The sequence below is a fragment of the Streptomyces sp. NPDC090127 genome, assembly GCF_044746945.1.
Lineage (GTDB): Bacteria > Actinomycetota > Actinomycetes > Streptomycetales > Streptomycetaceae > Streptomyces.
The window spans coordinates 609,252-631,915 of sequence record NZ_JBIVDE010000001.1; the positions used below are offsets into that span (position 1 = coordinate 609,252).

General features: G+C 74.7%; 12 protein-coding genes. 3 read left to right on the top strand and 9 right to left on the bottom strand.

The window, feature by feature from the left end:
* Nucleotides 1-4: 4 nt before the first annotated feature.
* The 4 genes from ACIPPS_RS02695 to ACIPPS_RS02710 all read right to left on the bottom strand — a co-directional run bounded on the left by ACIPPS_RS02695 (nucleotide 5) and on the right by ACIPPS_RS02710 (nucleotide 9,545).
* Nucleotides 5-3,784 (bottom strand): UvrD-helicase domain-containing protein, encoded by a 3,780-nt coding sequence (locus ACIPPS_RS02695; RefSeq protein ID WP_401425966.1) that lies wholly within the window; start codon nucleotides 3,782-3,784, stop codon nucleotides 5-7.
* A 179-nt stretch (nucleotides 3,785-3,963) separates the two neighbouring features.
* Entirely contained in the window at nucleotides 3,964-4,803 is an 840-nt protein-coding gene (locus ACIPPS_RS02700; RefSeq protein ID WP_401425969.1) for a hypothetical protein, read from the bottom strand.
* Nucleotides 4,804-5,125: 322 nt separating this feature from the next.
* Nucleotides 5,126-8,938 (bottom strand): UvrD-helicase domain-containing protein, encoded by a 3,813-nt coding sequence (locus tag ACIPPS_RS02705; RefSeq protein WP_401425971.1) that lies wholly within the window; start codon nucleotides 8,936-8,938, stop codon nucleotides 5,126-5,128.
* 157 nt (nucleotides 8,939-9,095) lie between these two features.
* Nucleotides 9,096-9,545, bottom strand: a complete 450-nt coding sequence (locus ACIPPS_RS02710) for an MGMT family protein (RefSeq protein WP_401425973.1) — start codon at nucleotides 9,543-9,545, stop codon at nucleotides 9,096-9,098.
* Between the two features lie 183 nt (nucleotides 9,546-9,728).
* Between ACIPPS_RS02710 and ACIPPS_RS02715 the strand changes: the two genes are divergently transcribed.
* The 3 genes from ACIPPS_RS02715 to ACIPPS_RS02725 all read left to right on the top strand — a co-directional run bounded on the left by ACIPPS_RS02715 (nucleotide 9,729) and on the right by ACIPPS_RS02725 (nucleotide 16,093).
* A complete protein-coding gene (locus ACIPPS_RS02715) occupies nucleotides 9,729-12,569 on the top strand; it encodes a lysylphosphatidylglycerol synthase domain-containing protein (RefSeq protein ID WP_401425975.1) in 2,841 nt (946 codons plus the stop codon).
* A gap of 232 nt (nucleotides 12,570-12,801) precedes the next feature.
* Nucleotides 12,802-14,367, top strand: a complete 1,566-nt coding sequence (locus tag ACIPPS_RS02720; protein WP_401425977.1) for an alpha/beta hydrolase — start codon at nucleotides 12,802-12,804, stop codon at nucleotides 14,365-14,367.
* 205 nt (nucleotides 14,368-14,572) lie between these two features.
* The gene (locus ACIPPS_RS02725; protein WP_401427175.1) at nucleotides 14,573-16,093 is read left to right on the top strand and encodes an alpha/beta hydrolase; all 1,521 of its coding nucleotides are present in this window, start codon (nucleotides 14,573-14,575) and stop codon (nucleotides 16,091-16,093) included.
* Nucleotides 16,094-16,169: 76 nt separating this feature from the next.
* Here the strand turns inward: ACIPPS_RS02725 and moeZ are convergent, their stop codons facing one another.
* From moeZ to ACIPPS_RS02750, 5 genes are all read right to left on the bottom strand, one after another.
* A complete protein-coding gene (gene moeZ / locus ACIPPS_RS02730) occupies nucleotides 16,170-17,348 on the bottom strand; it encodes an adenylyltransferase/sulfurtransferase MoeZ (protein ID WP_401425979.1) in 1,179 nt (392 codons plus the stop codon).
* A 63-nt stretch (nucleotides 17,349-17,411) separates the two neighbouring features.
* Nucleotides 17,412-18,176 carry a spherulation-specific family 4 protein gene (locus ACIPPS_RS02735; RefSeq protein WP_401425981.1) on the bottom strand — a complete coding sequence of 255 codons (765 nt, stop codon included), beginning with the start codon at nucleotides 18,174-18,176 and terminating at the stop codon, nucleotides 17,412-17,414.
* The gene (locus ACIPPS_RS02740; RefSeq protein ID WP_401425984.1) at nucleotides 18,164-19,123 is read right to left on the bottom strand and encodes an NAD-dependent epimerase/dehydratase family protein; all 960 of its coding nucleotides are present in this window, start codon (nucleotides 19,121-19,123) and stop codon (nucleotides 18,164-18,166) included. The genes ACIPPS_RS02735 and ACIPPS_RS02740 overlap by 13 nt, the downstream gene beginning before the upstream one ends.
* A gap of 146 nt (nucleotides 19,124-19,269) precedes the next feature.
* Nucleotides 19,270-20,844 (bottom strand): hypothetical protein, encoded by a 1,575-nt coding sequence (locus tag ACIPPS_RS02745; RefSeq protein ID WP_401425987.1) that lies wholly within the window; start codon nucleotides 20,842-20,844, stop codon nucleotides 19,270-19,272.
* Nucleotides 20,845-20,854: 10 nt separating this feature from the next.
* Nucleotides 20,855-22,477 carry a DUF3492 domain-containing protein gene (locus ACIPPS_RS02750; protein WP_401425990.1) on the bottom strand — a complete coding sequence of 541 codons (1,623 nt, stop codon included), beginning with the start codon at nucleotides 22,475-22,477 and terminating at the stop codon, nucleotides 20,855-20,857.
* Between the last annotated feature and the right edge of the window lie 187 nt (nucleotides 22,478-22,664).

A 22,664-nucleotide genomic window follows, 5' to 3' on the forward strand; every position in this document is an offset into this window, starting at 1 on the left:
GAGCCTATCCGGCGCCCGGAGTGCCCCCGCCCAGCAGGATCCCCTCCAGCTCCGTGCGGCCCGGGAGCGACCTGGGCCGTACGACCTCACCCGTACGGACGTAGACGAAGGCGGCGGCCACGTCGTCGGGGTCGAGGCCGTGCTGCTCGGCCCAGGCCAGGCGGTAGATCGCCAGCTGGAGGGGGTCCGCGGTGCGGAGGTGGCTGGTCTTCCAGTCGACGATCTCGTACGCGCCGGTGCCCGGGTCGCGATAGACGGCGTCGATCCTGCCCCGGATCACCCGGCCCGCGAGGGAGAGATGGACGGGGGCCTCGACGCGGTACGGGGAGCGGTGGGCGTACGGGGTGAGGGCGAAGGCGTCCTTGAGGGCGTCGAGGTCCCGCTCGTCCGCGATCTCCGGTTCGCCGGCGAACTCCTCGCCGCCGGGGAGTTCGTCCGGGCCGAGCATGGGGAGCGGCAGCTCCTCGAACTGCGACTCCACCCACGCGTGGAACCGCGTCCCGCGCCGGGCCGCGGGCTGCGGGGGCCGGGGCATGGGCCGGGCGAGGTCCTGGGCGAAGCCCTCGGGATCGGCGGCGAGACGGAGGACCTGGGAGGCGGAGAGGTAGGCGGGCAGGAGGACGTCTCGGGTGGTGGCGCGGGCGCGGCGGAGTTCGGTGGTGAGGGAGGTGAGGTCGCGGTCCCAGGAGGCGAGGGTCTTCCGGTCCTCGGGGGTGAGCGTCGCTTCCGGTGTCCGGGGCGCGGGAATCCCTTCGGACGGACGCTCGCCGGCGGGGTGCGCGTGGTCGGCGGGGTGCGCGTGGTCCGAGGGGTGCTCGTCGCCGACGGGGTGCGCGTGGTCCGAGGGGTGCTCGTCGCCGACGGGGTGCGCGTGGTCCGAGGGGTGCTCGTCGCCGACGGGGTGCGCGTGGTCCGAGAGGTGCGCGTTGCCGAGGCGGGGCGCGGCGCTCGCGGTGTGCCGGCCCTCCGCCGGGGCTTGGTGGCCCGCCGGGTGCACGTCGTCCGCCCGAGGGTGAGCGCCCGGCGGGGGTTGAGCGCCCGCCGGGAGTTCGTCGTCCGACGGAGGTTCGTCGTCCCACGGGGGCTCTTCGTCCCAGAGGGGGTCCTCGTCGGGCCAGAGGTCGTCGGGGGCCTGGGGTGCGGGCTCGTGCGCGGGCAGCACGTCCGTGGCGTGGTGCCCGCGCGTTCCGCCCTGCGGACCGAGGGACCGCAGGGCTGCTTCGACGGCCGCCGCCGCCCTGCGGCGCCGTACGAACGACTCGGGGTCGAGGGGCAGCGGCCATGACGTGTGCGGGCGGTTCTCGTCGAGGGTCGGATTCTCCGTGTGGGCTTCCGGTGCGTCCGCCCAGACCTCGATCTCGCCGAAACCCGCCGCGCAGTGGTCGTACAGGGCGTGGAGGAAGGCCGAGGGGCCGCGCGGCTTCTTCTGGGACGGGCCCCACCAGTGGGCGGAGGCCAGGAGGAGGGAGCGGGGGCGGGTGAAGGTCACGTAGCCGAGGCGGAGCTCCTCGGTGTTCTGGTGCTCGCGCATCGCCTCCTTGAAGCCCTTCAGGGAGGCCGCGTCCCAGCTGTCGATGGCCGGCAGCGTCGCCGCGTCGCCGCGCAGGGCGTGCGGCAGGACCTGCGGCTGGGAGATCCACGACTCGCGGGACCTGGCGCTCGGGAACTGGGAGGTCACCAGGCCGGGCACCGCCACGACGTCCCACTCCAGGCCCTTGGACTTGTGCGCGGTGAGGACCTTGACCGTGTTCTCGCCGCCCGGGAGGGCGTTGTCGAGGCCCTTCTCGTACTGCGCGGCGGTGCGCAGGAATCCGAGGAAGGCGAGGAGGGTCGCCTCTCCGTCGAGGGAGGCGAACCCGGCCGCTATGTCGAGGAAGTTCGACAGGGTCTCGCGGCGGCGGGCGGCGAGCGCGTGCGGGGAGGCGGAGAGTTCGACCTCCAGGCCCGTGGTGGCGAGCACCCGGTGGAGGACGTCCATGAGGGGGTCGGCGAGCGAGGAGCGCAGCGCGCGCAGCTCGACGGCGAGGCGCGCGAAGCGGACGCGGGCCTCCGCCGAGAACGGCAGCCCGTCGTCCTCGCCACCGGAGTCCAGGAAGGTGTCGAGCGCGTCGGCGAGCGAGACGACCTCGGCCGGGTCGACTCCCTCGACCGCCGCCGCGAGCCGCTCGTCGGCGTCGGCGCCGTCGTCCCCGGCGCGCTCGCGGTGGACGAGCAGCCGGGCGCGGCGGCCCAGGAGCGCGAGGTCGCGGGGGCCGATGCGCCAGCGGGGCCCGGTCAGGAGGCGGACCAGGGAGGCGTTGGCGCCCGGGTCCTGGAGGACCTCGCAGACGGCGACCAGGTCGGCGATCTCGGGGAGGTGGAGCAGTCCGGAGAGGCCGACGACCTCGACCGGCACGTCCCGGGCGACGAGCGCGGCCTGGATGGCGGGGAAGTCGGTGGCCGTCCGGCACAGGACCGCGATCTCACCGGGCTCCCTGCCCGTGCGCACGAGGTGGGCGAGGGAGTCGGCGAGCCAGTCGATCTCCTCGGCGTGGGTGGGCAGCAGGGCGATCCGTACCGAGCCGTCGCGCTCCGCGCCGGGCGCCGGGCGCAGCGCCTCCACGCCCGCGTGCATGGCGCGCAGCGGCGTGGCGAGCCCGTTGGCGAGGTCGAGGAGCCGGCCGCCGCTGCGCCGGTTCTCGGAGAGCGCGTGGCGGGTGGCGGGGGTGCCGTCCTCGTACGGGAAGTGGGCGGGGAAGTCGTCCAGGTTGGCGACTGAGGCACCGCGCCAGCCGTAGATCGCCTGGCAGGGGTCGCCGACGGCGGTCACGGCATGGCCCGTGCCCCCGCCGAAGAGGCCGGAGAGCAGCAGCCGTTGGGCGACGGACGTGTCCTGGTACTCGTCCAGGAGCACCACCCGGAACTCGTCGCGCAGGATCGCCCCGACCTCCGCGCGCGTGGTGGCGAGCTCGGCGGAGAGGGCGATCTGGTCGCCGAAGTCGAGCAGGTCGCGGGAGCGTTTGGCGGCGCGGTAGCGGACGACGAGGTCGAGCAGTTCGCGGCGGGCGCCGGCCGCCTCGGGGACCTTGCGGAGGTCGGCGTTGGTGAGCTTGGCGCGGGAGAGCGTGTCGAGGAGCTCGGAGTCGTACGCCCGCAGCTCCTCGGGGCGTACGAGGTGTTCGGCGAGCTCGGCGTCGAGGGCGAGCAGATCGCTGACGAGGGTCGGGAAGGACTTGGTGAGCGCGGGGTACGGTCCGGGCGCCTCGCGCAGCACGCGCGCGGCGAGCTGGTAGCGGGTGGCGTCGGCGAGGAGGCGGGAGGTGGGCTCCAGGCCGATGCGCAGGCCGTGGTCGGTCAGGAGCTGGCCGGCGAAGGCGTGGTACGTGGAGATGCGGGGCTCGCCCGGCGCGTAGTACGGGTCGGCGGGCACCGCCGTCGCCGGCGCGTAGTACGGGTCGGCGGGCACCGCCGTCGCCGAGGGGCGGTGGGCGGGCGACGGGTGGTACGGCTCGATGGGGTCCGGGTCGGTCACCCCGGCCCGGACGAGGGCGGTGCGGACGCGTTCGGCGAGCTCGCCGGCGGCCTTGTTGGTGAAGGTCAGGCCGAGGACCTGCTCGGGCGCGACCTGGCCCGTGCCGACCAGCCACACCACCCGGGCGGCCATCACCGTCGTCTTGCCGGAACCGGCTCCGGCCACGATGACCTGCGGGGCGGGCGGCGCGATGATGCAGGCCGTCTGCTCCGGGGTGAACGGGATGCCGAGGAGCTCCTTGAGCTGCTCGGGGTCGGTGATGCGTGCGGTCACCTCAGAGAGGCTAACCGCGACCACTGACAGCACCGAACGCGCGCGACGCCCTCAGGCCTGGGTTTCCGGGCCCGGCTTGCCGTCAGGCCTGGGTGCCGGGGGCCGCCCAGCTCGCCCTCAGGCCTGGGTGCCCGGCTCTGGGGCTTGCCCTCAGGCCTGGGTGCCGGGGCAGCTTGCCCTCAGGCCTGGGTGCCGGGGTCCAGCTTGGTCAGGTCGACCGTCTCGTCCGCGGGCGGAACGACGACCCTGACCGGCTTGTCGAAGTCGGAGAGCTCGACGGTGCCCGGTTCCTCACCGCCCGCCCTGACCATCCGGAGGATGTGGGGCGGGCCCTCCCGCGCGACGGAGACGGTGGTCGTCTCACCACCGGGCCTCTGCTTCACGAGGGTCGCGACGGGCGTCCCGTCGACCTCGGCGTCCGGCCCCCGGGTCAGCCCCTGGCGGTCGACCTCGTCGTCGCCCAGGTCCGCGAGGAGCGCGTCGAGGTCGCAGACGCCGCTCGGATCGCTGCTGCCCGCCTGGCCGGGCGTGATCTTCAGCCAGCGCCCCTCGACGAGTTCGATCGTGGCGTCGATCTGGGACGGAGGCACGCCCTGGGAGGTCATGGAAGCGCGCCAGAACTCCGCGTCACCCTTCAGGTACGTGATCCGGTCGGCCTGGCGCAGCTCGCCGGTGCCACCGTCGACCTTCATGAGCCCGGTGCAGTTGTCCCGGTCGTCGAGTGCGAGGTCGAGGTCGAGTGCCTGCCCCTCGGACATGACCCGGCCGGTCATGCGCAGGGAGGTCGCGGCCTGGGTGGCGTCGACGGCCCGGTCGGCGATCGCGGCGGGGGTGAGGTTCCGGAAGGGGTCGGGGGTGGGGGCGGCGGCGGCTACCGCTGCCGGAATGGCCGGGGTGCCTGGGGTGGCGGCCTGCGCCCAGGCGGCCGGGGCGGCGAGACCGACGGTCGCGATCGTCGCCGCCGCGCAGAGGGCCGTCGCCGTTGCTCGGGGCTTGCGGTGGGTGGAAGACGGCGCCATGGCGAGCCTCCTCGCGGATTCCCCGTTCACCCACCAGGGTGAACCTGGGGGCGGGTGCCCGCGACTCAGCGCGGGGGCCCGGAGCGCGGGGGGGGCGGGGCCGGGGCGCGTACGGAGACGGGCCGGGAGCGCGTACGGGCCGGGAGCGCGCACGGGGACGGGCCGGGGGCGCGTACGGGGCGGGTCGGGGGGCGCGCACGGGGCGGGCCGGGGGCGCGCACGGAGACGGGCCGGGAGCGCGTACGGAGACGGGCCGGGAGCGCGCACGGGGACGGGCCGGGGGGCGCGTACGGGGACGGGCCGGGGGCGGGAGCAGGGAGCGTCACTCCACGATGTGGCGGCCCTCGGGCTGTGCGCTGCACGCGGACCGGAAGGTGCAGTGGGTGCAGTGCTGGCCGGTGCTGGGCGTGAAGCGCTCGTCGAGGACCCGGCCGGCGGCGGTGGCGAGCAGGTCGCCGACCCACTCCCCGGCGAGGGGTTCCTGTGCCTGCACCTTCGGGAGCGCGTCCCCGCCCTCCTTCTTGGGGGCCGGCTGGCGCAGCTGGACGAGCTCGGCGCCGCCGGGGTCGGGGCGGCGGCCGTCGAAGACGTCGTCCAGGGCTCCTTCGCGTACCGCGAGCTGGTAGACGGCGAGCTGGGGGTGGTGGGCGACCTCGTCCTTGGTGGGCGCGGACTTGCCGGTCTTGAAGTCGACGACGTACGCGCGGCCGTGCTCGTCGGTCTCGACGCGGTCCATGGAGCCCCTGATCCGGACCTCGTACGCGCCCGCTTCGAGGGTCACGTCGAAACCGTGCTCCGTGGCGGCGGCGGTGCGGCCGCCCCGGTCCATGACGTGCCAGCTCAGGAAGCGTTCGAGCGCCACGCGCGCGTGCTCCTTCTCCTGGGCGGACTTCCAGGGTGCGTCGAAGGCGAGCGCGTCCCAGACCGAGTCGAGGCGGGCCATGAGGACGTCGAGGTCGGCCGGGGTACGGCCGGAGGCGACCTCGTCGGCGAGGACGTGGACGACGTTGCCGAAGCCCTGGGCGGCGGTGGCGGGGGCGGCGGCCTTGACCTCGCGGCCCAGGAACCACTGGAGGGCGCAGGTGTTGGCGAGCTGGTCGAGGGCCGAGCCGGAGAGGGCGACGGGGTGGTCGCGGTCGCGAAGCGGCACCTGGCTGCGGGTGGGCTCGAACAGGCCCCACCAGCGGTCCGGATGGGCGGCCGGGACGAGGGGCTGGCCCTCGTCGTCGGTGAGCGCCGCGAGGTGGGCGAGGCGCTGGGCGGCCGCGTCGCGCAGGGCGTCGGAGGCGGCCGGGTCGACGGTCGTCGCGCGCAGTTCGGCGACGAGCGCGGCGACGGCGAGGGGGCGGCGGGGGCGGCCGGTGACGTCCTTGGGTTCGGGGCCGAGTTCGGTGAGGAAGCGGGAGGGCTGGTCGCCGTCGTCGGCGGGGGTCTTGACCGCGGTGACGACGAGCCGGTCGCGGGCGCGGGTGGCGGCGACGTAGAAGAGGCGGCGCTCCTCGGCGAGGAGGGCGCCGGGGCTGAGGGGTTCGGCGAGGCCGTCGCGGCCGATGCGGTCGGCTTCGAGGAGGGAGCCGCGACGGCGCAGGTCGGGCCAGAGGCCCTCCTGGACGCCGGCCACGACGACGAGGCTCCATTCGAGGCCCTTGGCGCGGTGGGCGGTCATGAGGCGGACGGCGTCGGGGCGGGTCTGGCGCTTGGAGAGGGTGTCGGCGGCGATGTCCTGGGCGTCGAGCTCCTCCAGGAAGTTCAGGGCGCCGCGGCCGCCGACGCGGTCCTCGGCGCGGGCGGCGGTCTCGAAGAGCGCGCACACGGCGTCGAGGTCGCGGTCGGCGTTGCGCCCGGCGGGACCGCCCCGGAGCGCGGCGCGCTCCAGGCGTCCGGGCCAGGGGGTGCCGTTCCAGAGCAGCCAGAGCGCCTCTTCGGCGGTGCCACCGGCGGCGAGCCGGTGACGCGCCTGCCGGAGCAGCTCCCCGAGCCGCCTGGCTCCCCGGGCGTACGACTGGTCGTGCGCGACGAGCCGCTCGGGCTCGGCCAGCGCGCGGGCGAGCAGGACGTCGGAGGGCGCCGGCACCTTGTTCCCGCCGGCCCGCTCCTCGTCCCGCAACGCCCGCCCGAGCCGCCGCAGATCGGCCGGATCCATGCCGCCGAGCGGCGAGGCGAGCAGCGAGAGCGCGGTCTCGGTATCGAGCCACCCGGCCGCCTCCCCGCGGGTGTCGTCGGCGCGGGGCGCGTCGGGAACGGGCTGGCCGGAAAGGGTCTCGTCGGGATCGGGCGCGTGGGCGGGAGCCGCGTCGGGGACCGGCGCGCCGGCGGCGGGAGCGTCGGCGGCGGGAGCGTCGGCGGCGGGAGCGTCGGCGGCGGGAGCGTCGGCGGCGGGAGCGTCGGCGGCGGGAGCCGCGTCGGGGACCGGCGCGCCGGCGGGGGTCACGTCGGGGACGGGCGCGTCGGCGGGGGTCACGTCGGGGACGGGCGCGTCGGCGGGAGCCGCGTCGGGGGCGAGCGCGTCGGCGGGAGCCGCGTCGGGGACCGGCGCGCCGGCGGCGGTCACGTCGGGGACGGGCGCGTCAGCGGAGGCCATGACGCCGCCAGGCACCCCGCCCTCAGGTACCCCGCCCCCCGGCACCCCGCCCCCAGGCTCATCCGTGGGGCCCGGCACCGTCTGGCCCGCTGCCGGCTGGCCCGGCACCGTCTGGCCCCCTGCCGGCTGGCCCCCTGCCAGCCGCCCCGCTGCCGCTCGCAGGGCCAGGAGGAGCGGGGCCACCGCGGGTTCGTGGCGGAGGGGGGTGTCGGCGGTGTCGGTCTCCAGGGGGACGCCTGCCGACGTGAGGGCGCGGCGGAGGGCCGGGACCGTGGAGGTCGCGCGGACCAGGACCGCCATGTCGCGCCAGGGGACGCCGTCCTCCAGGTGCGCGCGGCGCAGAAGGTCGGCGATGTTGTCGGACTCCGTGGACGCCGTCGGGTACGTGAAGACGTCCACCCGGCCGCCACCCCGCACCGCCGCCAGATCCCGGTGCGCCCGGGCCTTGTCGGCGGGCAGGCGCGGCAGCGGCATGCGGCGGGTCAGCTCCCGGGTCGCCGCGAGCAGCTCCGCCCCCGAGCGGCGCGACCGCGTCAGGACCCGGACCTCCGCCGGACGCCCGTCGGGGCCCGCGAAGGTGTCCGGGAAGTCGAGGATGCCGTTGACGTCCGCGCCCCGGAAGGCGTAGATCGACTGGTCCGGGTCGCCGAAGGCGACCACCGTGCGCCCGCCGCCCGCCAGCGCCCGCAGCAGCCGCACCTGTGCCGGGTCGGTGTCCTGGTACTCGTCCACGAAGACCGCGTCGTAGTCCGGCAGCGTCACCCGCTCCGCCAGCAGCACCGCCCGGTGCACCAGCTCCGTGTAGTCGAGGACCCCCTGGAGGTCCAGGACGTCCAGGTACTCCGCGAGGAAGCCGGCCGCCGCCTTCCAGTCCGGCCTCCCCACCCGCTGCGCGAACTCCGCGAGCGCCCGCGGCCCCAGCCCCAGCTCCCGCGAGCGCGCCAGGACCGCCCGTACCTCGTTGGCGAAGCCCCGCGTCGTCAGGCAGGCCCGCAGGTCGTCGGGCCACCGCACCCGCGCGAGCCCCGACTTCGCCAGGTCGATCTGGCCGGCCAGCAGCTCCCGTACGGCGAGGTCCTGCTCCGGTCCCGACAGCAGCCGCAGCGGCTCCGCGAACAGTTCCGCGTCCTGGTGGGCGCGGATCAGGGCGTAGCAGTACGAGTGGAAGGTCGTCGCCTGCGGCGGGCGTGACCCGCCCACCCGTCGCCCACGGCCGTCACCGGCGAGCGCTGCCCGCTCGCCGCCGCCCAGACGCGCCGCCATCCGGTCGCGCAGCTCCACCGCCGCCTTGCGGCTGAAGGTGAGGACGAGGATCCGCTCGGGGTCCGTGCCCTTCTCGATCCGGGCGGCGACCGCCTCCACCAGCGTCGTCGTCTTTCCGGTGCCCGGTCCGGCGAGGACGAGCAGCGGTCCGCCCGCGTGGTCAACCACTTCCCGCTGCGTTGCGTCAAGGACAGGGGGATCCACCCGCTCCGGGGCGGTACGCACCAGTCGGTACGCGCCCGTGGTCCGCCCCTGGTACGGCGTACGCCGGGTGGTGGAGGAGGAACTCACGTGGATCGACCGGTCCTGAGCGAAGTGGTGGAGAGGTGGAGAGGTGTACGGGGCGAACGACGACGTTACGGGATGCGGAGGGCACCCGTGCCGTACTCCGTACGGGCTTCCCTCCCGTCATCGAGGGGTCCGGCCCGTACGGCCATGGGCAAAGCTGTCACGTGTGAGTTCCCGCACGCCCCGCACGCCCGCGCCCGCCCGCGCCCCCCGGCCGCTCGTCCGCGTCCGCGTCCGCGTGCACGTCGTCCGGTCCGGTCCCGCCCTCCCCGCCGTCCCACCGCGCCCGTCGCATGTCGAGCTTCGGCAGGTGCCCCTCGGTCGAGGCCGCGCGCCCCGTCTCCCGCAGCGGGGTGCCCTCGTCCCGGTAGTGGCCGAGCGCGCGCAACTCGTGGCCCGGCAGGAACGCGCCGTCCGCGCGCACCACACGCCACCACGGCACCGCCCCGCCGTACAGGGCCATCACCCGGCCGACCTGACGCGGGCCGCCCTCACCGAGCCATTCGGCCACGTCTCCGTACGTCATCACACGGCCCGGTGGGATCAGCTCCGCGACCTCCAGGACCCGTTCCGCGTACTCCGGAAGCTCCTCCACGCTCATCCGCCCCATCCTGCCTCACCCCACCGACAACGCCCTGTTGCCTCCGTCGGGCCCCGCTTCATGCCACCATCGTCCGGGCGGTGACTGGTGATACGAGATCAAGAGCGACAAGACGAACAAGAAGAACAAGAATTCGGACAGGACGACACACACTCTTCACGCGCGGTACGTACGACACAGGCAGAGACGGACATGGTGATGGGGCACGACGCTCAGCCTCCTGAGGAGGAGGCGCGCCCCGGCACGCCCTCACCCGGCACGCCCGCCCCCGGCGCCCCTGACCCCGGCACGCCCGCCCCCGGCGCCCCTGACCCCGGCACGCCGGCCACCGGCACGCCCGCCCCCGGCGCGCGGGGTCGCGGTCACGCCCACGGGCCCTCCCCCGAGCTCGTCCCCGACTCCGTCCCCGAGGGCGAGCCGAGCGAGCGCGTCTCGCAGGACGAGCCGCTGCTCGCCGCCCGGGTGCACCGGCCCTCCGACCTGATGCGGCTGCTCATCGGCGTCCTCGTCATCGCCCTGGTCATCGCCATCGCCGCGTTCGCCCACGGCACCACCTCCGGCCTGGAGGAGGACATCAACAAGGGGGCCGGTGGCGCCCCGGACGTCTTCGTCAAGATCGCCGGGCTCGTCTCCAGCATCGCCGTCCTCCTCGTGCCCGTCGCCTTCGCCATCGAACGGCTGATCAAGCGCGACGGTCTCCGGATCGCCGACGGCGTCCTCGCCGCCGTGCTCGCCCACGGCATCACCCTCGCCACCGACCTCTGGGTCGCCAAAGCGGCGCCCGGCACCATCCAGGACGCGCTGACCCAGCCCGCGACCGGGGGCGGTCTGACCGACCCGGTGCACAACTACCTCGCGCCGGTCATCGCGTACATGACGGCCGTCGGCATGGCTCGCCGACCCCGCTGGCGGGTGAGCCTGTGGGCGGTGCTGCTGCTCGACGCGTTCACCATGCTGGTCGCCGGGTACACCACCGCGTTCTCGATCATCCTGACCGTGCTGATCGGCTGGACCGTCGCGTACGGAACGCTCTACGCCGTCGGCTCCCCCAACGTCCGCCCCACCGGCCAGACCCTCCTCGCCGGTCTGCGCCGGGTCGGATTCAAGCCGGTCACGGCGCTGCGCGCCGAGGGCGCGGGCGTGCCGGACTCCGCCGACAGCGCGGACCGGGGCCGCAGGTACATCGTCACGCTGGAGGAGGGGCCGCCGCTCGACGTCACCGTCGTGGACCGCGAGCAGCAGGCCCACGGCTTCTTCTACCGCGCGTGGCGTCGGCTGACCCTGCGGGCGATCACCACCCGCCGCTCGATCGTGTCGCTGCGCCAAGCTCTGGAGCAGGAGGCGCTGCTCGCGTACGCCGCCATCGCCGCCGGGGCCAACGCGCCCAAGCTGATCGCCACCTCGGAGCTCGGCCCGGACGCCGTCATGCTCGTCTACGAGCACCTGGGCGGCCGCACCCTCGACTCGCTCGACGACGCGGACATCACCGACGATCTGGTGCGCAGCGCCTGGCGCCAGGTGCGGGCGCTCCAGTCCCGCCGGATCGCGCACCGCAGGCTCACCGGCGACGCGATTCTGGTGGATCGTTCCGGCAAGGTGATCCTCACCGATCTGCGGGGCGGTGAGATCGCCGCGGGCGACCTGGTCCTGCGGATGGACATCGCCCAGCTGCTCACCACGCTCGGTCTGCGGGTGGGCGCCGAGCGCGCGGTGGCCGGTGCCGTCGACGTGCTCGGCCCGGACGCCATCGCCGACTGTCTGCCGCTCCTCCAGCCGATCGCGCTGAGCCGCTCCACGCGCGCGACGCTCAGACGGCTGGCCCGGGAGCGCTCGAAGCGGGAGCGCGAGGCCGTGCTCCAGGCCTCGGAGGAGGCGAAGCAGGCCCGGGTGGCGGCCGCCGCCGCCGAGCCGCCGGCCGCCACCACCGCCGAGGTGAAGGCCGAACGCAAGTCCGACCGGAAGCTGGAGAAGGCGGAGAAGCAGGCCGAGAAGCGGGCCATCGACGAGGCGCTCGACGACGCCCGCGAGGAGGATCTGCTGGCGCAGATCCGCGGCCAGGTGCTGCTGATCCGGCCGCAGGCGCCGGTCGAACCGGTCCGCCTGGAGCGGATCAAGCCGCGCACCCTCATCAGTCTCATCGCCGGCGCCGTCGCCGCGTACTTCCTGCTCTCCCAGATCGCCCGGACACCGCTGTCGACGATCAGCTCGGCCGACTGGCGCTGGGTGGCGGTGGCCGTGCTGTTCTCCGCGCTGAGCTACGTCGCCGCCGCGATGAGCCTGCTCGGCTTCGTACCGGAGCGCGTCGGGTTCTGGCGCACGGTGGTCGCCCAGGTCGCCGGGTCCTTCGTGAAGATCGTCGCCCCGGCGGCGGTCGGCGGTGTCGCCCTGAACACCCGCTTCCTCCAGCGCTCGGGGGTGCGGCCGGGGCTCGCGGTGGCGAGCGTCGGCGCGTCGCAGCTCTTCGGACTCGGCGCGCACATCCTGCTCCTGCTCGCCTTCGGCTATCTGACGGGTACGGAGAAGTCCCAGTCGTTCACCCCGTCCAGGACGGTCATCGCCGGTCTGCTGACGGTCGCGGTCCTGGTCCTCGTCGTCACGGCGATCCCGTTCATGCGGAAGTTCGTCTCGACGCGGCTGCGGTCGCTCTTCGCGGGTGTCGTGCCGCGCATGCTGGACGTCCTCCAGAGGCCGTTGAAGCTGGTCACGGGCATCGGCGGCATGCTGCTCCTGACCGGTCTGTTCGTGCTCTGCCTGGACGCCTCGATCCGCGCGTTCGGGCACGAGAGCCAGGGGCTGAGCTACGCCAGCGTGGCCGTGGTCTTCCTCGCGGGCAACGCCCTCGGATCGGCGGCCCCGACCCCGGGCGGTGTGGGCGCGGTCGAGACCGCGCTGACCCTCGGTCTGGTCGCGGTCGGCCTCCCCATCGAGGTCGCGACGCCGGCGGTGCTGCTGTACCGACTCCTGACGCTGTGGCTGCCGGTGCTGCCGGGGTGGCTCTGCTTCAACTGGCTGACGAAGCGGGGGGCGCTGTAGGGGGAGCGCCTCAGGGGCGCTGTAGGGGGGGAGCGCCTCAGGGGCGCACTGGGGGGGGAAGCGCGCGCCCGTATCGACCCGCCGGCCCAGGCCGAGCAGCCGCTAGTGCCCGTATCGATCCGCCCGTCCAGCCGGTGCAGGCCGAGCAGCCCCCCGGCGCCCGTCCCGACCCGCTCCCCCGGCTGGCCCACTCGCCCGCGCGGGGGGCCGGGGTCCGGCGGACCATGGCCCTATGCCGATCTCCGCCGCGCAGCGCGCCGCCCTGTTCACCGCGACCACCGTGCTGCTCGCCACCGGATGTTCGGACGGCGGTGACAACGACGGGGCGTCGGACCGGCCCACGGATCTCGCCGGGCTCGCGGCGCAGCAGCTGGAGTGGGCGCCCTGCCCGCCGCCGTCCGCCGCCGAGGGCGGCGGGCAGGCGCCTTCGCCGCTGCCCGGCGGCGCCCCCTGGGAGTGCTCCTTCATGGACGCGCCGCTCGACTACGCCAAGCCCGACGGCGAGACCATCGAGCTGGCCCTGATCCGCGCCCGGGCCCGCGACCAGGCCAACCGCATCGGCTCCATGATCTACAACTTCGGCGGCCCCGGCGGCTCCGGCGTCACCGGCCTGCCGTCCTTCGCCCCGGACTACGAGAAGCTCCGCGCCCGCTACGACCTGGTCTCCTTCGACCCCCGGGGCGTCGGCCGCAGCGAGGACGTGCAGTGTCTGTCCGACAAGGAGCTGGACGCCTACTATGCCCTGGACTTCACCCCCGACGACGCCGCCGAGGAACGGACCCTCTCCGACGCGCAGAAGAAGTACGCCGCCGGCTGCGAGAAGAGCTCCGGCACGGTGCTCCCGCACGTCGGCACCGAGAACGCCGCCCGCGACCTGGACCTGATGCGCCAGGTCCTCGGCGACGACAAGCTCCACTACTTCGGCATCTCGTACGGCACGGAACTCGGCGGCGTGTACGCCCACATGTTCCCCAAGAACGTCGGCCGCGCCCTCTTCGACGCGGTCGTCGACCCCAATTCGGGCACCGAGGAAGGCTCTCTCGGCCAGGCCAAGGGCTTCCAGCTCGCCCTGGACAACTTCGCGAAGGACTGCGTGGCGCGCGGCGACGCGTGCACGCTGCCCGGTTCGACGGTAGCCGAGATCGAGTCCTTCATCCTCGACCTGCTCGCCGCGCTCGACAAGAAGCCGATCGCAGGCATCGGGGAACGCAAGCTCACCCAGACGCAGGCCATCAACGGCATCGCGCAGGCCCTGTACTCCAAGGAGTTCTGGCAGTACCTGGAGCAGGGGCTCGACGCGGCGGACGGCGGTGACGGCGGACTGCTCCTCGCCCTCTCCGACTCCATGAACGGCCGTTACCAGAACGGCAGTTACAGCAACATCCAGGCGGCGAACGCGGCCATCAACTGCGTGGACTTCAAGGAGCGTTACACCCTCGGCCAGGCCAAGGAGCGGCTCCCGGAGTTCGTCGAGGTCTCGCCGGTCTTCGGGAACTACATGGGCTGGGCGCTGTCGAGTTGCTCGCAGTGGCCGGTCCCCGGCACCTGGGAGAACCCCGACGTCTCCGCTCCCGGCTCGGCCCCCATCCTCGTGCTCGGCACGACGGGCGACCCGGCGACGCCGTACGAGGGCACGCGCGCGATGGTGGAGGCGCTCGGCAAGGGCGTCGGCGTGGAGCTGACGTACGAGGGCGAGGGCCACGGCGCGTACAACGGCGGCAACGCGTGCGTGCAGACCACGGTCAACGGCTACTTCCTGGACGGGAAGGTGCCGGCCTCCGGAAAGGTCTGCAAGTAGGGCTCTCCGGCACGCAGGAGCAGGCAGGAGCAGGCAGGAACCACCGCCCGCGGCCGGGCCCGGGCTCGCCAGCCGGAGCCCCGACCTGGCTCGCGGGCCCGCCTCTGCCGGGCCCGGCCGCGCCCCACCCGGCGCCTAGGATGGCGTTCCGGTCCGGATCGCGGGGGTTGTCTTGTCCATACGTGTCGTGTCCCAGGGGGTACGGATGGCGGCCCTGGCCGTCACCGGGCTGCTGGTCGCGGGCTGCGCGAGCCCCGCGACGCCCACCGACCCGCCGCGTTCCGGCGGCGCCCGCTCCACGGACGCCAAGGCTCCGGAGCCGCCCGCGCTGCCCGCCTCGCTCACCGGGCAGCGCCCCGAGTGGAAGCGCTGCGACGCCCCCGAGGGCGGCGAGCGCCCCGCCGACGACTGGCGGTGCGCCGGGCTCCGGGTCCCGCTCGACCACGCGAAGCCCGACGGGGAGACCCTCACCATCGCGCTGATCCGCAAGGAGGCCCGCGACAAGGACCGTCGGATCGGCTCCCTGCTCTTCAACTTCGGCGGCCCGGGCGCCTCGGGCGTCGACTACCTGCCCCGCGCCGCCCGCGACTACGCCGACCTGGGCCGCCGCTACGACCTGGTCTCCTTCGACCCGCGCGGGGTCTCCCGCAGCTCCGGTGTCGTCTGCCGCGACGACAAGGAGCTGGCCGCCGCCGAGGCCCGTACGGACGTCACGCCGGACACGGCAGCCGAGGAGGCCGCGTACGTCGCCGACGGGGCCGACTTCGGCGCCGGGTGCGCCCGCCGCTCGGGCACGCTCATCCCGCACACCACCACCGCCAACACCGCCCGCGACCTGGACCTGGTCCGGCACGTCCTCGGCGACGAGAAGCTGCACTACTTCGGCATCTCCTACGGGACCGAGCTCGGCGCCGCCTACGCCCACCTCTTCCCGTCGCGCGTCGGCCGGACCGTCCTCGACGCCGTGGTCGACCCGACGGTCGGCGCCACGGGCCATGCCCGCAACCAGGCGGTCGGCTTCCAGCGGGCCCTGGACAACTACCTGAAGAGCAGGGGCGAGGAACCCGCCCGGGGCAACGACCGGATCGTCCGCCTCCTGGACCGTCTCGACCGGGAGCCGCTGACCGTCGGGGGCCGGAAGCTGACCGACGGCCTGGCGATCACCGGCATCGCGATCACCCTGTACGCCGAGAGCAGCTGGCCCCTGCTGACCGACGCCCTGGCGAAGGCCGAGCGCGGCGACGGCTCCGGCCTGCTGCGCCTCGCGGACGCCTACAACGACCGGGACGAGAACGGTCACTACGGCACCCAGTCCCACTCCCAGCGGGCGATCTCGTGCGCCGACTCCAGCGAACGCCCGACGACCGCTCAGGCGAAGGCCCTGGTGCCGGAGTTCCGGAAGCTGTCGCCGGTCTTCGGCGCCTTCCTGGCCTGGGACACGGCCGGCTGGTGCGCCCGGTGGCCGGTGAAGGGCGAGCACGCCGACCCGGAGGCGAGCGCGCCCGGTGCGGGCCCGATCCTGGTCGTCGGCACGACCGGCGACCCGGCGACCCCGTACGAGGGGGCCGAGCGGATGGCGAAGGAGCTGGGCGCGGGCGTGGGCGTCCTGCTCAGCAACGAGGGCGAGGGGCACGGCGCGTACGGCACGTCGTCCTGCGTCACGCGGACGATCGACCGCTATCTCCTGGACGGCGAGGTCCCGGCGTACGGCACGCGCTGCTCCTGACGCACGGAGAAGGGCCCGGACCTGAGGTGTCAGGTCCGGGCCCTCTCCGTGGGCCTACGCGAAGGTGGAGGCGGGTCTAGTAGACCGGCTTCTCGGGCTCGATCTGGTTGACCCAGCCGATGACGCCGCCGCCGACGTGCACCGCGTCCGCGAAGCCCGCGGACTTCAGCACCGCGAGGACCTCCGCACTGCGGACACCCGTCTTGCAGTGCAGGACGATCCGCTTGTCCTGGGGCAGGTCCTGGAGGGCGGTGCCCATCAGGAACTCGTTCTTCGGGATCAGCCGCGCGCCGGGGATCGAGACGATCTCGTACTCGTTGATCTCACGGACGTCGATGATGTCGATGTTCTCGCCCTCGTCGATCCACTCCTTGAGCTGCTTGGGAGTGATCGTCGAGCCGAGCGCCGCCTCCTGGGCCTCCTCGGACACGACGCCGCAGAAGGCCTCGTAGTCGATGAGCTCCGTGACGGTCGGGTTCGCGCCGCAGACCGCGCAGTCCGGGTCCTTGCGGACCTTCACCTGGCGGTACTGCATCTCCAGAGCGTCGTAGATCATCAGCCGGCCGACCAGCGGGTCGCCGACACCGGCGAGGACCTTGATCGCCTCGGTGACCTGGATGGAGCCGATGGACGCGCAGAGCACGCCCAGGACGCCGCCCTCGGCGCAGGAGGGGACCATGCCCGGCGGCGGGGGCTCCGGGTAGAGGCAGCGGTAGCACGGGCCGTACTCGGACCAGAAGACGGAGGCCTGGCCGTCGAAGCGGTAGATCGAACCCCAGACGTACGGCTTGTTCAGGAGCACGCACGCGTCGTTGACGAGGTAGCGCGTCGCGAAGTTGTCCGTGCCGTCGACGATCAGGTCGTACTGGCTGAAGATGTCCATCACGTTCTCGGCCTCGAGCCGCTCTTCGTGGAGGATCACGTTCACGTACGGGTTGATGCCGAGGACCGAGTCCTTCGCGGACTCCGCCTTGGAGCGGCCGATGTCCGCCTGGCTGTGGATGATCTGGCGCTGCAGGTTCGACTCGTCGACCTCGTCGAACTCCACGATGCCGAGCGTGCCCACACCGGCCGCGGCCAGGTACATCAGGGCCGGCGAACCGAGGCCACCGGCGCCCACACAGAGCACCTTGGCGTTCTTCAGCCGCTTCTGCCCGTCCATCCCCACATCCGGGATGATCAGGTGGCGGGAGTACCTGCGGACCTCGTCTACGGTGAGCTCGGCAGCCGGCTCGACCAGGGGTGGCAGCGACACGGGGGCTCCGTTGGTCGGTATGTCAGTACGGTTGTTCTCCCCGTAACACTGCCACGGCCCTTCTCATTCCGAGACACCAGGTCCAAGGCGCGAGACGATTTCGTCCCAGTAGCCGGGCAGTGTCTGGAATGCGTTGATCCTCCCGTTGTGGTCCGGTCGGCCGGTCCGGTCGGTGAAGAAGATCGTCCCCGCGCCCTGCCAGCGGGCGATCCGCATCGCCTCGTCGAGATGGCTGCGCGGCACTCCGTGGACGAGATGGACGAACTTCTCCGGCGGGTACTCGGCGGTCCACTCGGCCACCTGCGACCAGCGGTAGTCGGTCCACGGCCCGCGGAAGGTGACCAGCTGGTCCGCCGTCTCGGCGTAGCCCGGGTACGGATGCGTCCCGTGGCCGAGGACGAGGTGGGCCTCGCCGTCGAGCACCGCCTCCAGGGTGGCCGCCACGCGCCGCACCTCGGGCAGGTCGACCCGGTCGGTGGGACAGCGGTCCAGGTAGAAGCCGTCGACCTTGTACCAGTCGAGGAAGCGGTGGGCGTCCGAGACGATCTCGCCGAAGTCGCGCGAACCGTGGCGGAGGTCGAGGTGGCCGAGCACCCTCACCCCCGCGTTCTTGAGCCGCCCCGCCGCCTCCAGGCAGTGCGGGTCGGGCCGGTCCCCCGGCCCGTCGGCGACGTCGAGCACGGCCCAGTGCAGCGGCGTGCCCGGGCGGGTCAGTTCGGCCCATTCGACGGGGGCGAGCAGCGGGTGGGCGTAGCCGGGGACGCCGAAGCCCGTCTCCTGCTCCTGGACGGCGCCGGTCGTCGTCGTGGGCGTGGTCAGATGCGACACGCCGCCTCCATCCAGATGTCGGCGAGGGATTCCTCGAGGTTGATCCGGGGCCGCCAGCCGAGCCGGTCGCGCGCGGTGCGCACGTCCGCCTGCTGCCAGCTGCCGCAGCCGTCGGGGTACGGGTAGGGCGACGCCGCCAGCTGTTCGGCGATGGTCTCGGTGCGGGGCGCGCCGATGACCGGCCGCTGGTGCGGGCCGTCGAGCTCGTGCAGGGTCCCGGCGTACCCCGCGACCCTGGCCAGGACGGCGGCGGCGTCCCGGAGCTTGACGGCGCGTCCGGTGCCGATGTTCACGACCCCCTGGGCGGCGGAGAGCGAGGCGGCGTGGACAGCGCGGGCGACATCCCGTACGTCGACGAAGTCGCGCTGCACGCCGAGCCCGCTGAGCTTGAGCTCGCCGTCCCCCGCCTGCATCGCGCGGCGCATGGCCTCGGCGAGCCGGCCGAGCGGGGAGCCCGCCGGGGTGCCGGGGCCGACGGGCGAGAAGACCCGGAGGACGACGGCGTCGAGGCCGGAGCCGAGGACGAGTTCGGTCGCGGCGAGCTTGGAGACCCCGTACGGGCCGCCGGGTCGGGGCACGGCGTCCTCGGCGGTGGAGGAGCCGGGCTGGGAGGGGCCGTACTCGGAGGCGCAGCCGACCTGCACGAGCCGGGCGCCGCAGCCGCTGCGCCGGAGGGCCTCGCAGACGGTGGCGACGGCGACGGTGTTGTGCCGGGTCAGATCGCGGGCGCCGCCGCGGGTGGCGCCCGCGCAGTTGACGACGACTCCGGGGTGGACGGCGTCCAGGAAGCGGGTCAGCGCGCCGGGGCTGCCCCCGGCGAGGTCGAACCGTACGTCGGCGTCGTCGCCCCGCCCGAGGGCGGTGAGGTGCACGGCCGGGTCGGCGAGCAGCCGGTCGGCGACGAAACGTCCGAGGAATCCGTTGGCTCCGAGCAGCAGCACCCTCATCGTGCGGCCCCTTCGTGCCGACCGGCCGTGGCTGGGGATAGGGAGGTCATGTCTCTTTCGTCTCCTTGAAATGGGGTCCTGCGGGGGGGGCGCCCGCGGCGTCGGCTCCGCGGGTGCGCCGGGGTCTCGGGGGCTCGGGGGCGGCTCTAGGGGGTGGCGTGGGCCGAGGCCCGGGAGAGGGTGGCGGTGGCGTGGGCGAGGAGCCCGAGCGCCGCGACGCCGCAGACGAGGGTGGGTACGGCTCCGGGGCCCCAGGTGTCGACCAGGGCGCGGACGGGGGCGGCGAGGGCGTCGCAGCCGGGGACCCGGGCCGCGAGGACGCTCGCGAGGACGAGGGCCTCGCCGGCGCAGGCCGCCGCGAGGCCGCCGGCGGCGGTCTCGGGGAAGCCGTGGACGGCGAGGAGCCGGGCGAGCAGGAGCAGGGCGCCGAGGGCGAGCGCGCCCGCGGCGAAGCCGGTCAGGCTCAGCAGGCCCGCGAGCACGGCGAGATGGAGTGCGACGACGCCGAGGAGCACGGGGCGGGTGGCCGCCGCGAAGTCCTCCAGGCCCCGGCTCGCGGTGAGCCTGCGGCGGGCCCGGAGCGTGAAGAGCCGGGCGCACCAGGCGGCGGGGGCGACGGCGAGCGCGAGGCCGAGGAGGGGGCCGGGGGTGACGGGCCAGGGGCCGTCGGGGCCGCCGGTGAGCGTCGCCTGGAGGAGACCGTCCCCGCCGAGCGCGTACGCGAGGAGCCAGAGGGTCCAGACGCGGGCGGCGGGGACGGTGCGGCCGGCGGCGCGCAGGGGGCCGCGCCGGACGGCGACGGCGAGTGCGGCGGCCAGGCCGAGGGCCCCGGCCACGCCGACGGCGAGGCGCACGGGCCCTTCGGTGAGGGCGAGTCCGGTGACGGCGAGGGCGGCGACGGCGCCGGGCGCCAGGGCGGCCGGCGCCCAGCCTGCCCATCCGGCGCCTGGGTCGGGCACGTGCGCGGGGCGGGTGGTGGCGCTGTTCCCGCGCGGCACGCGCGCGTAGAGCTCTTCGGCGAGCGAGAAGACGTCCCGGTGCCTGAACCGCGCGGCGGTCCGGTCGGTGACTCCGTGCGCTTCGAGCCCGGCCGCGATCTCCAACGGGTCGACGGCCCGCTCGCACAGCTCACGGTGCCGGTGCATGAGCGCCTTGACGGGGTCGGCGGGTCCCCGCCGCCCCCCGCCCACTATGGGCCCCACCTCGGAGGAACCCGCGCCGGCGTCCCGGCCGGGGGCGGGGGCGGGGCGCGCGGGGGCGGGTGCGGTCCGGGCGGCCGGCGCGGGCGCGGCGGCCGTCGGCGCGGGCGCGGGGGCCGGGGTCGGCGCGGGGATCGATGCCGGGGTCGGCGCGGGGATCGATGCCGGGGTCGGCGCGGGGATCGGCGCCGGGGTCGGCGCGGGGATCGATGCCGGGGTCGGCGTCGGCGACAGCAAGGGCACGTCGTCCGGCGCCTCCAGCGTGGGCAGCGCGAGGGTGTCTGCGCTGTCGTCCTCGGCCGCCGACCGCAGGTCGAGGTCGGACGCCGGGACGACCGGCCCGAAGGCCGGCGCAGGAGCGGGCGCGGACGCAGGAGCGGGCGCGGGCGTCGCCTGTGCGGACGGCTGGCCGTCCGTCGTCACCGAGACGGTCACGGCCACCGTCAGGGCCGTCGTCTCCAGGAGCGTCTCCGAGTGGGAGTCCCAGGGCCCGGGGCTCGTCGGGGCGGCGGGGCCGCGCATGGTGCCTCCTTCAGGCATCGTGGTCTCCCGTTCCGGCGGCCGCGCTCACGGGCTGGTCCGCCCAGGTGCCGGGGACATGGGCCTCGGCCGGGTGGGCGAAGGGCACGCCCTCCGCGGCGCTGCGGCGCACCGGGGAGCGGGAGAGGAGTTCGAGGTAGATCCCGCGGAAGGCCGCCAGGTTCTGCTCGACGGTGAAGAGTTCGAGCGCCCGCGCCCGGGCCGCCGCCCCGAGGCGGTACCGGCGCTCGGGGTCGCGCAGCAGGGCCAGGCACGCGTCGGCGAGCGCCCGGGGGTTGCGCGGGGGGACGACGAGCCCGGTGCCGCCGATGACCTCGACGACCGCTCCGACGTCGGTCGAGACCGTCGCCCGCGCGCAGAACATGGCCTCGACCAGACTGATCGGGAAGCCCTCCACGACGCTGGAGAGGACGACGACCGCGCCCGCCGCGTACGCCTCGGCGAGCGTCGGCGCCTCCGGCCCGCCGATCTCCTCGAAGGAGACCGGGTTCTCGCCGACGGCGTGCGCCCCGGACGCCTCGTCGGGGAAGAGCTGGGCGGCGAGCGCCCGGCAGTGCGCGACGTACGCGTCCGCGCCCGGCTCGCGCACCGGCGCGGAGATGATCCTGAGCCGTACGTCGGGCTGTGCCTTGCGGACCTCCGCGAAGGCGTGCAGCAGCGCGATGAGGTCCTTGGCGGGTTCCACCCGGCCGACCCAGACGAGCGTCGCCGGATCCCCGCTCTCCTCGTCCTCGCCGGCCTCGGTGAAGCGCTCGGACGCCATGCCGGGGTAGACCGTGCGCAGCTTGGCCCGGTCGGCTCCGCACTTCTCCTGCCAGCGCCGGGCGTGCGTGTTGCCGGGGGTGAGGAGCGCGGCCTGCCGGTAGACCTCGCCCGCGAGCCGCCCCTGGAAGGCGGCGAGCAGCGCGCGCACGGGGGCCGACCGGGGCGCCTCGCCGATGGCGAGGTAGTGCGCGCGCAGGTGGACGCCGTACTCGGTGACCAGCAGGGGCGTGCCGAAGAAGCGTTTGGCCAGGAGGCCGGGCAGCGCCGCCGATCCGCCGGAGGCCGCGTGGCAGAGGTCGACGGCGCCGAGTCCGTCCTCGCGGTACCAGTCGAGCGACAGCGGGCGCAGGGCGCGCTCCAGCTGGTCGACGACGTCGAGGTAGTCGGGGACGGTCGCGGCGGCCACGCCCCGGCGTGCGCCGGGCGCGCGGCAGGCGGACTCCAGGGTGCGGACGGCGAGTTCGGAGCGCAGGGCGGCGTAGAGGCCGCCGTGCTCGCGGGCGAGTTCGGCGAGGCCGTAGAGCCCGTCGGCGAAGGAGGCGGCGCCGGTCGTGGGGTCCTCGGCGCAGACGCCGGTCACGAGCGCGCCGAAGTGCGCGGCGAACCGCCGCCGTTCGCGCCGTCCGTAGGTGTGACCGTCGTCCTCGGGGGCCCAGAGCGGGGCGGTGCGGACGGAGGTGACCTGCGGGGGCAGGTCGACCCAGCCGGCCTCCTCCTGGCGGGCGCTGCGGCTGAGGGCGTACACGTCGAACTCGTGCGGCGCGAGCCCGCGCACGAGCCGGTCGCACCAGAGCCTGGACTCACCCGTGGCGTACGGGTAGCCACCCTCCGTGAGCATTCCGATCCGCATGAGTACACCCCCGATCTCGCTTGTCTCGTGGTCACCGCGGTCCGGCGACTCGCAGCGGGAAGAACGTAAGCGGATGTGCCGGTGGCGCGACGGGCGGGTGTGCGGCGCGCCCCCCGCAGGGGGGGAATCACCGTAAAATTCCGCCCCCGGGGGGGTCCGGGCCCCGAACGGGCCGGTAATTTAAGCA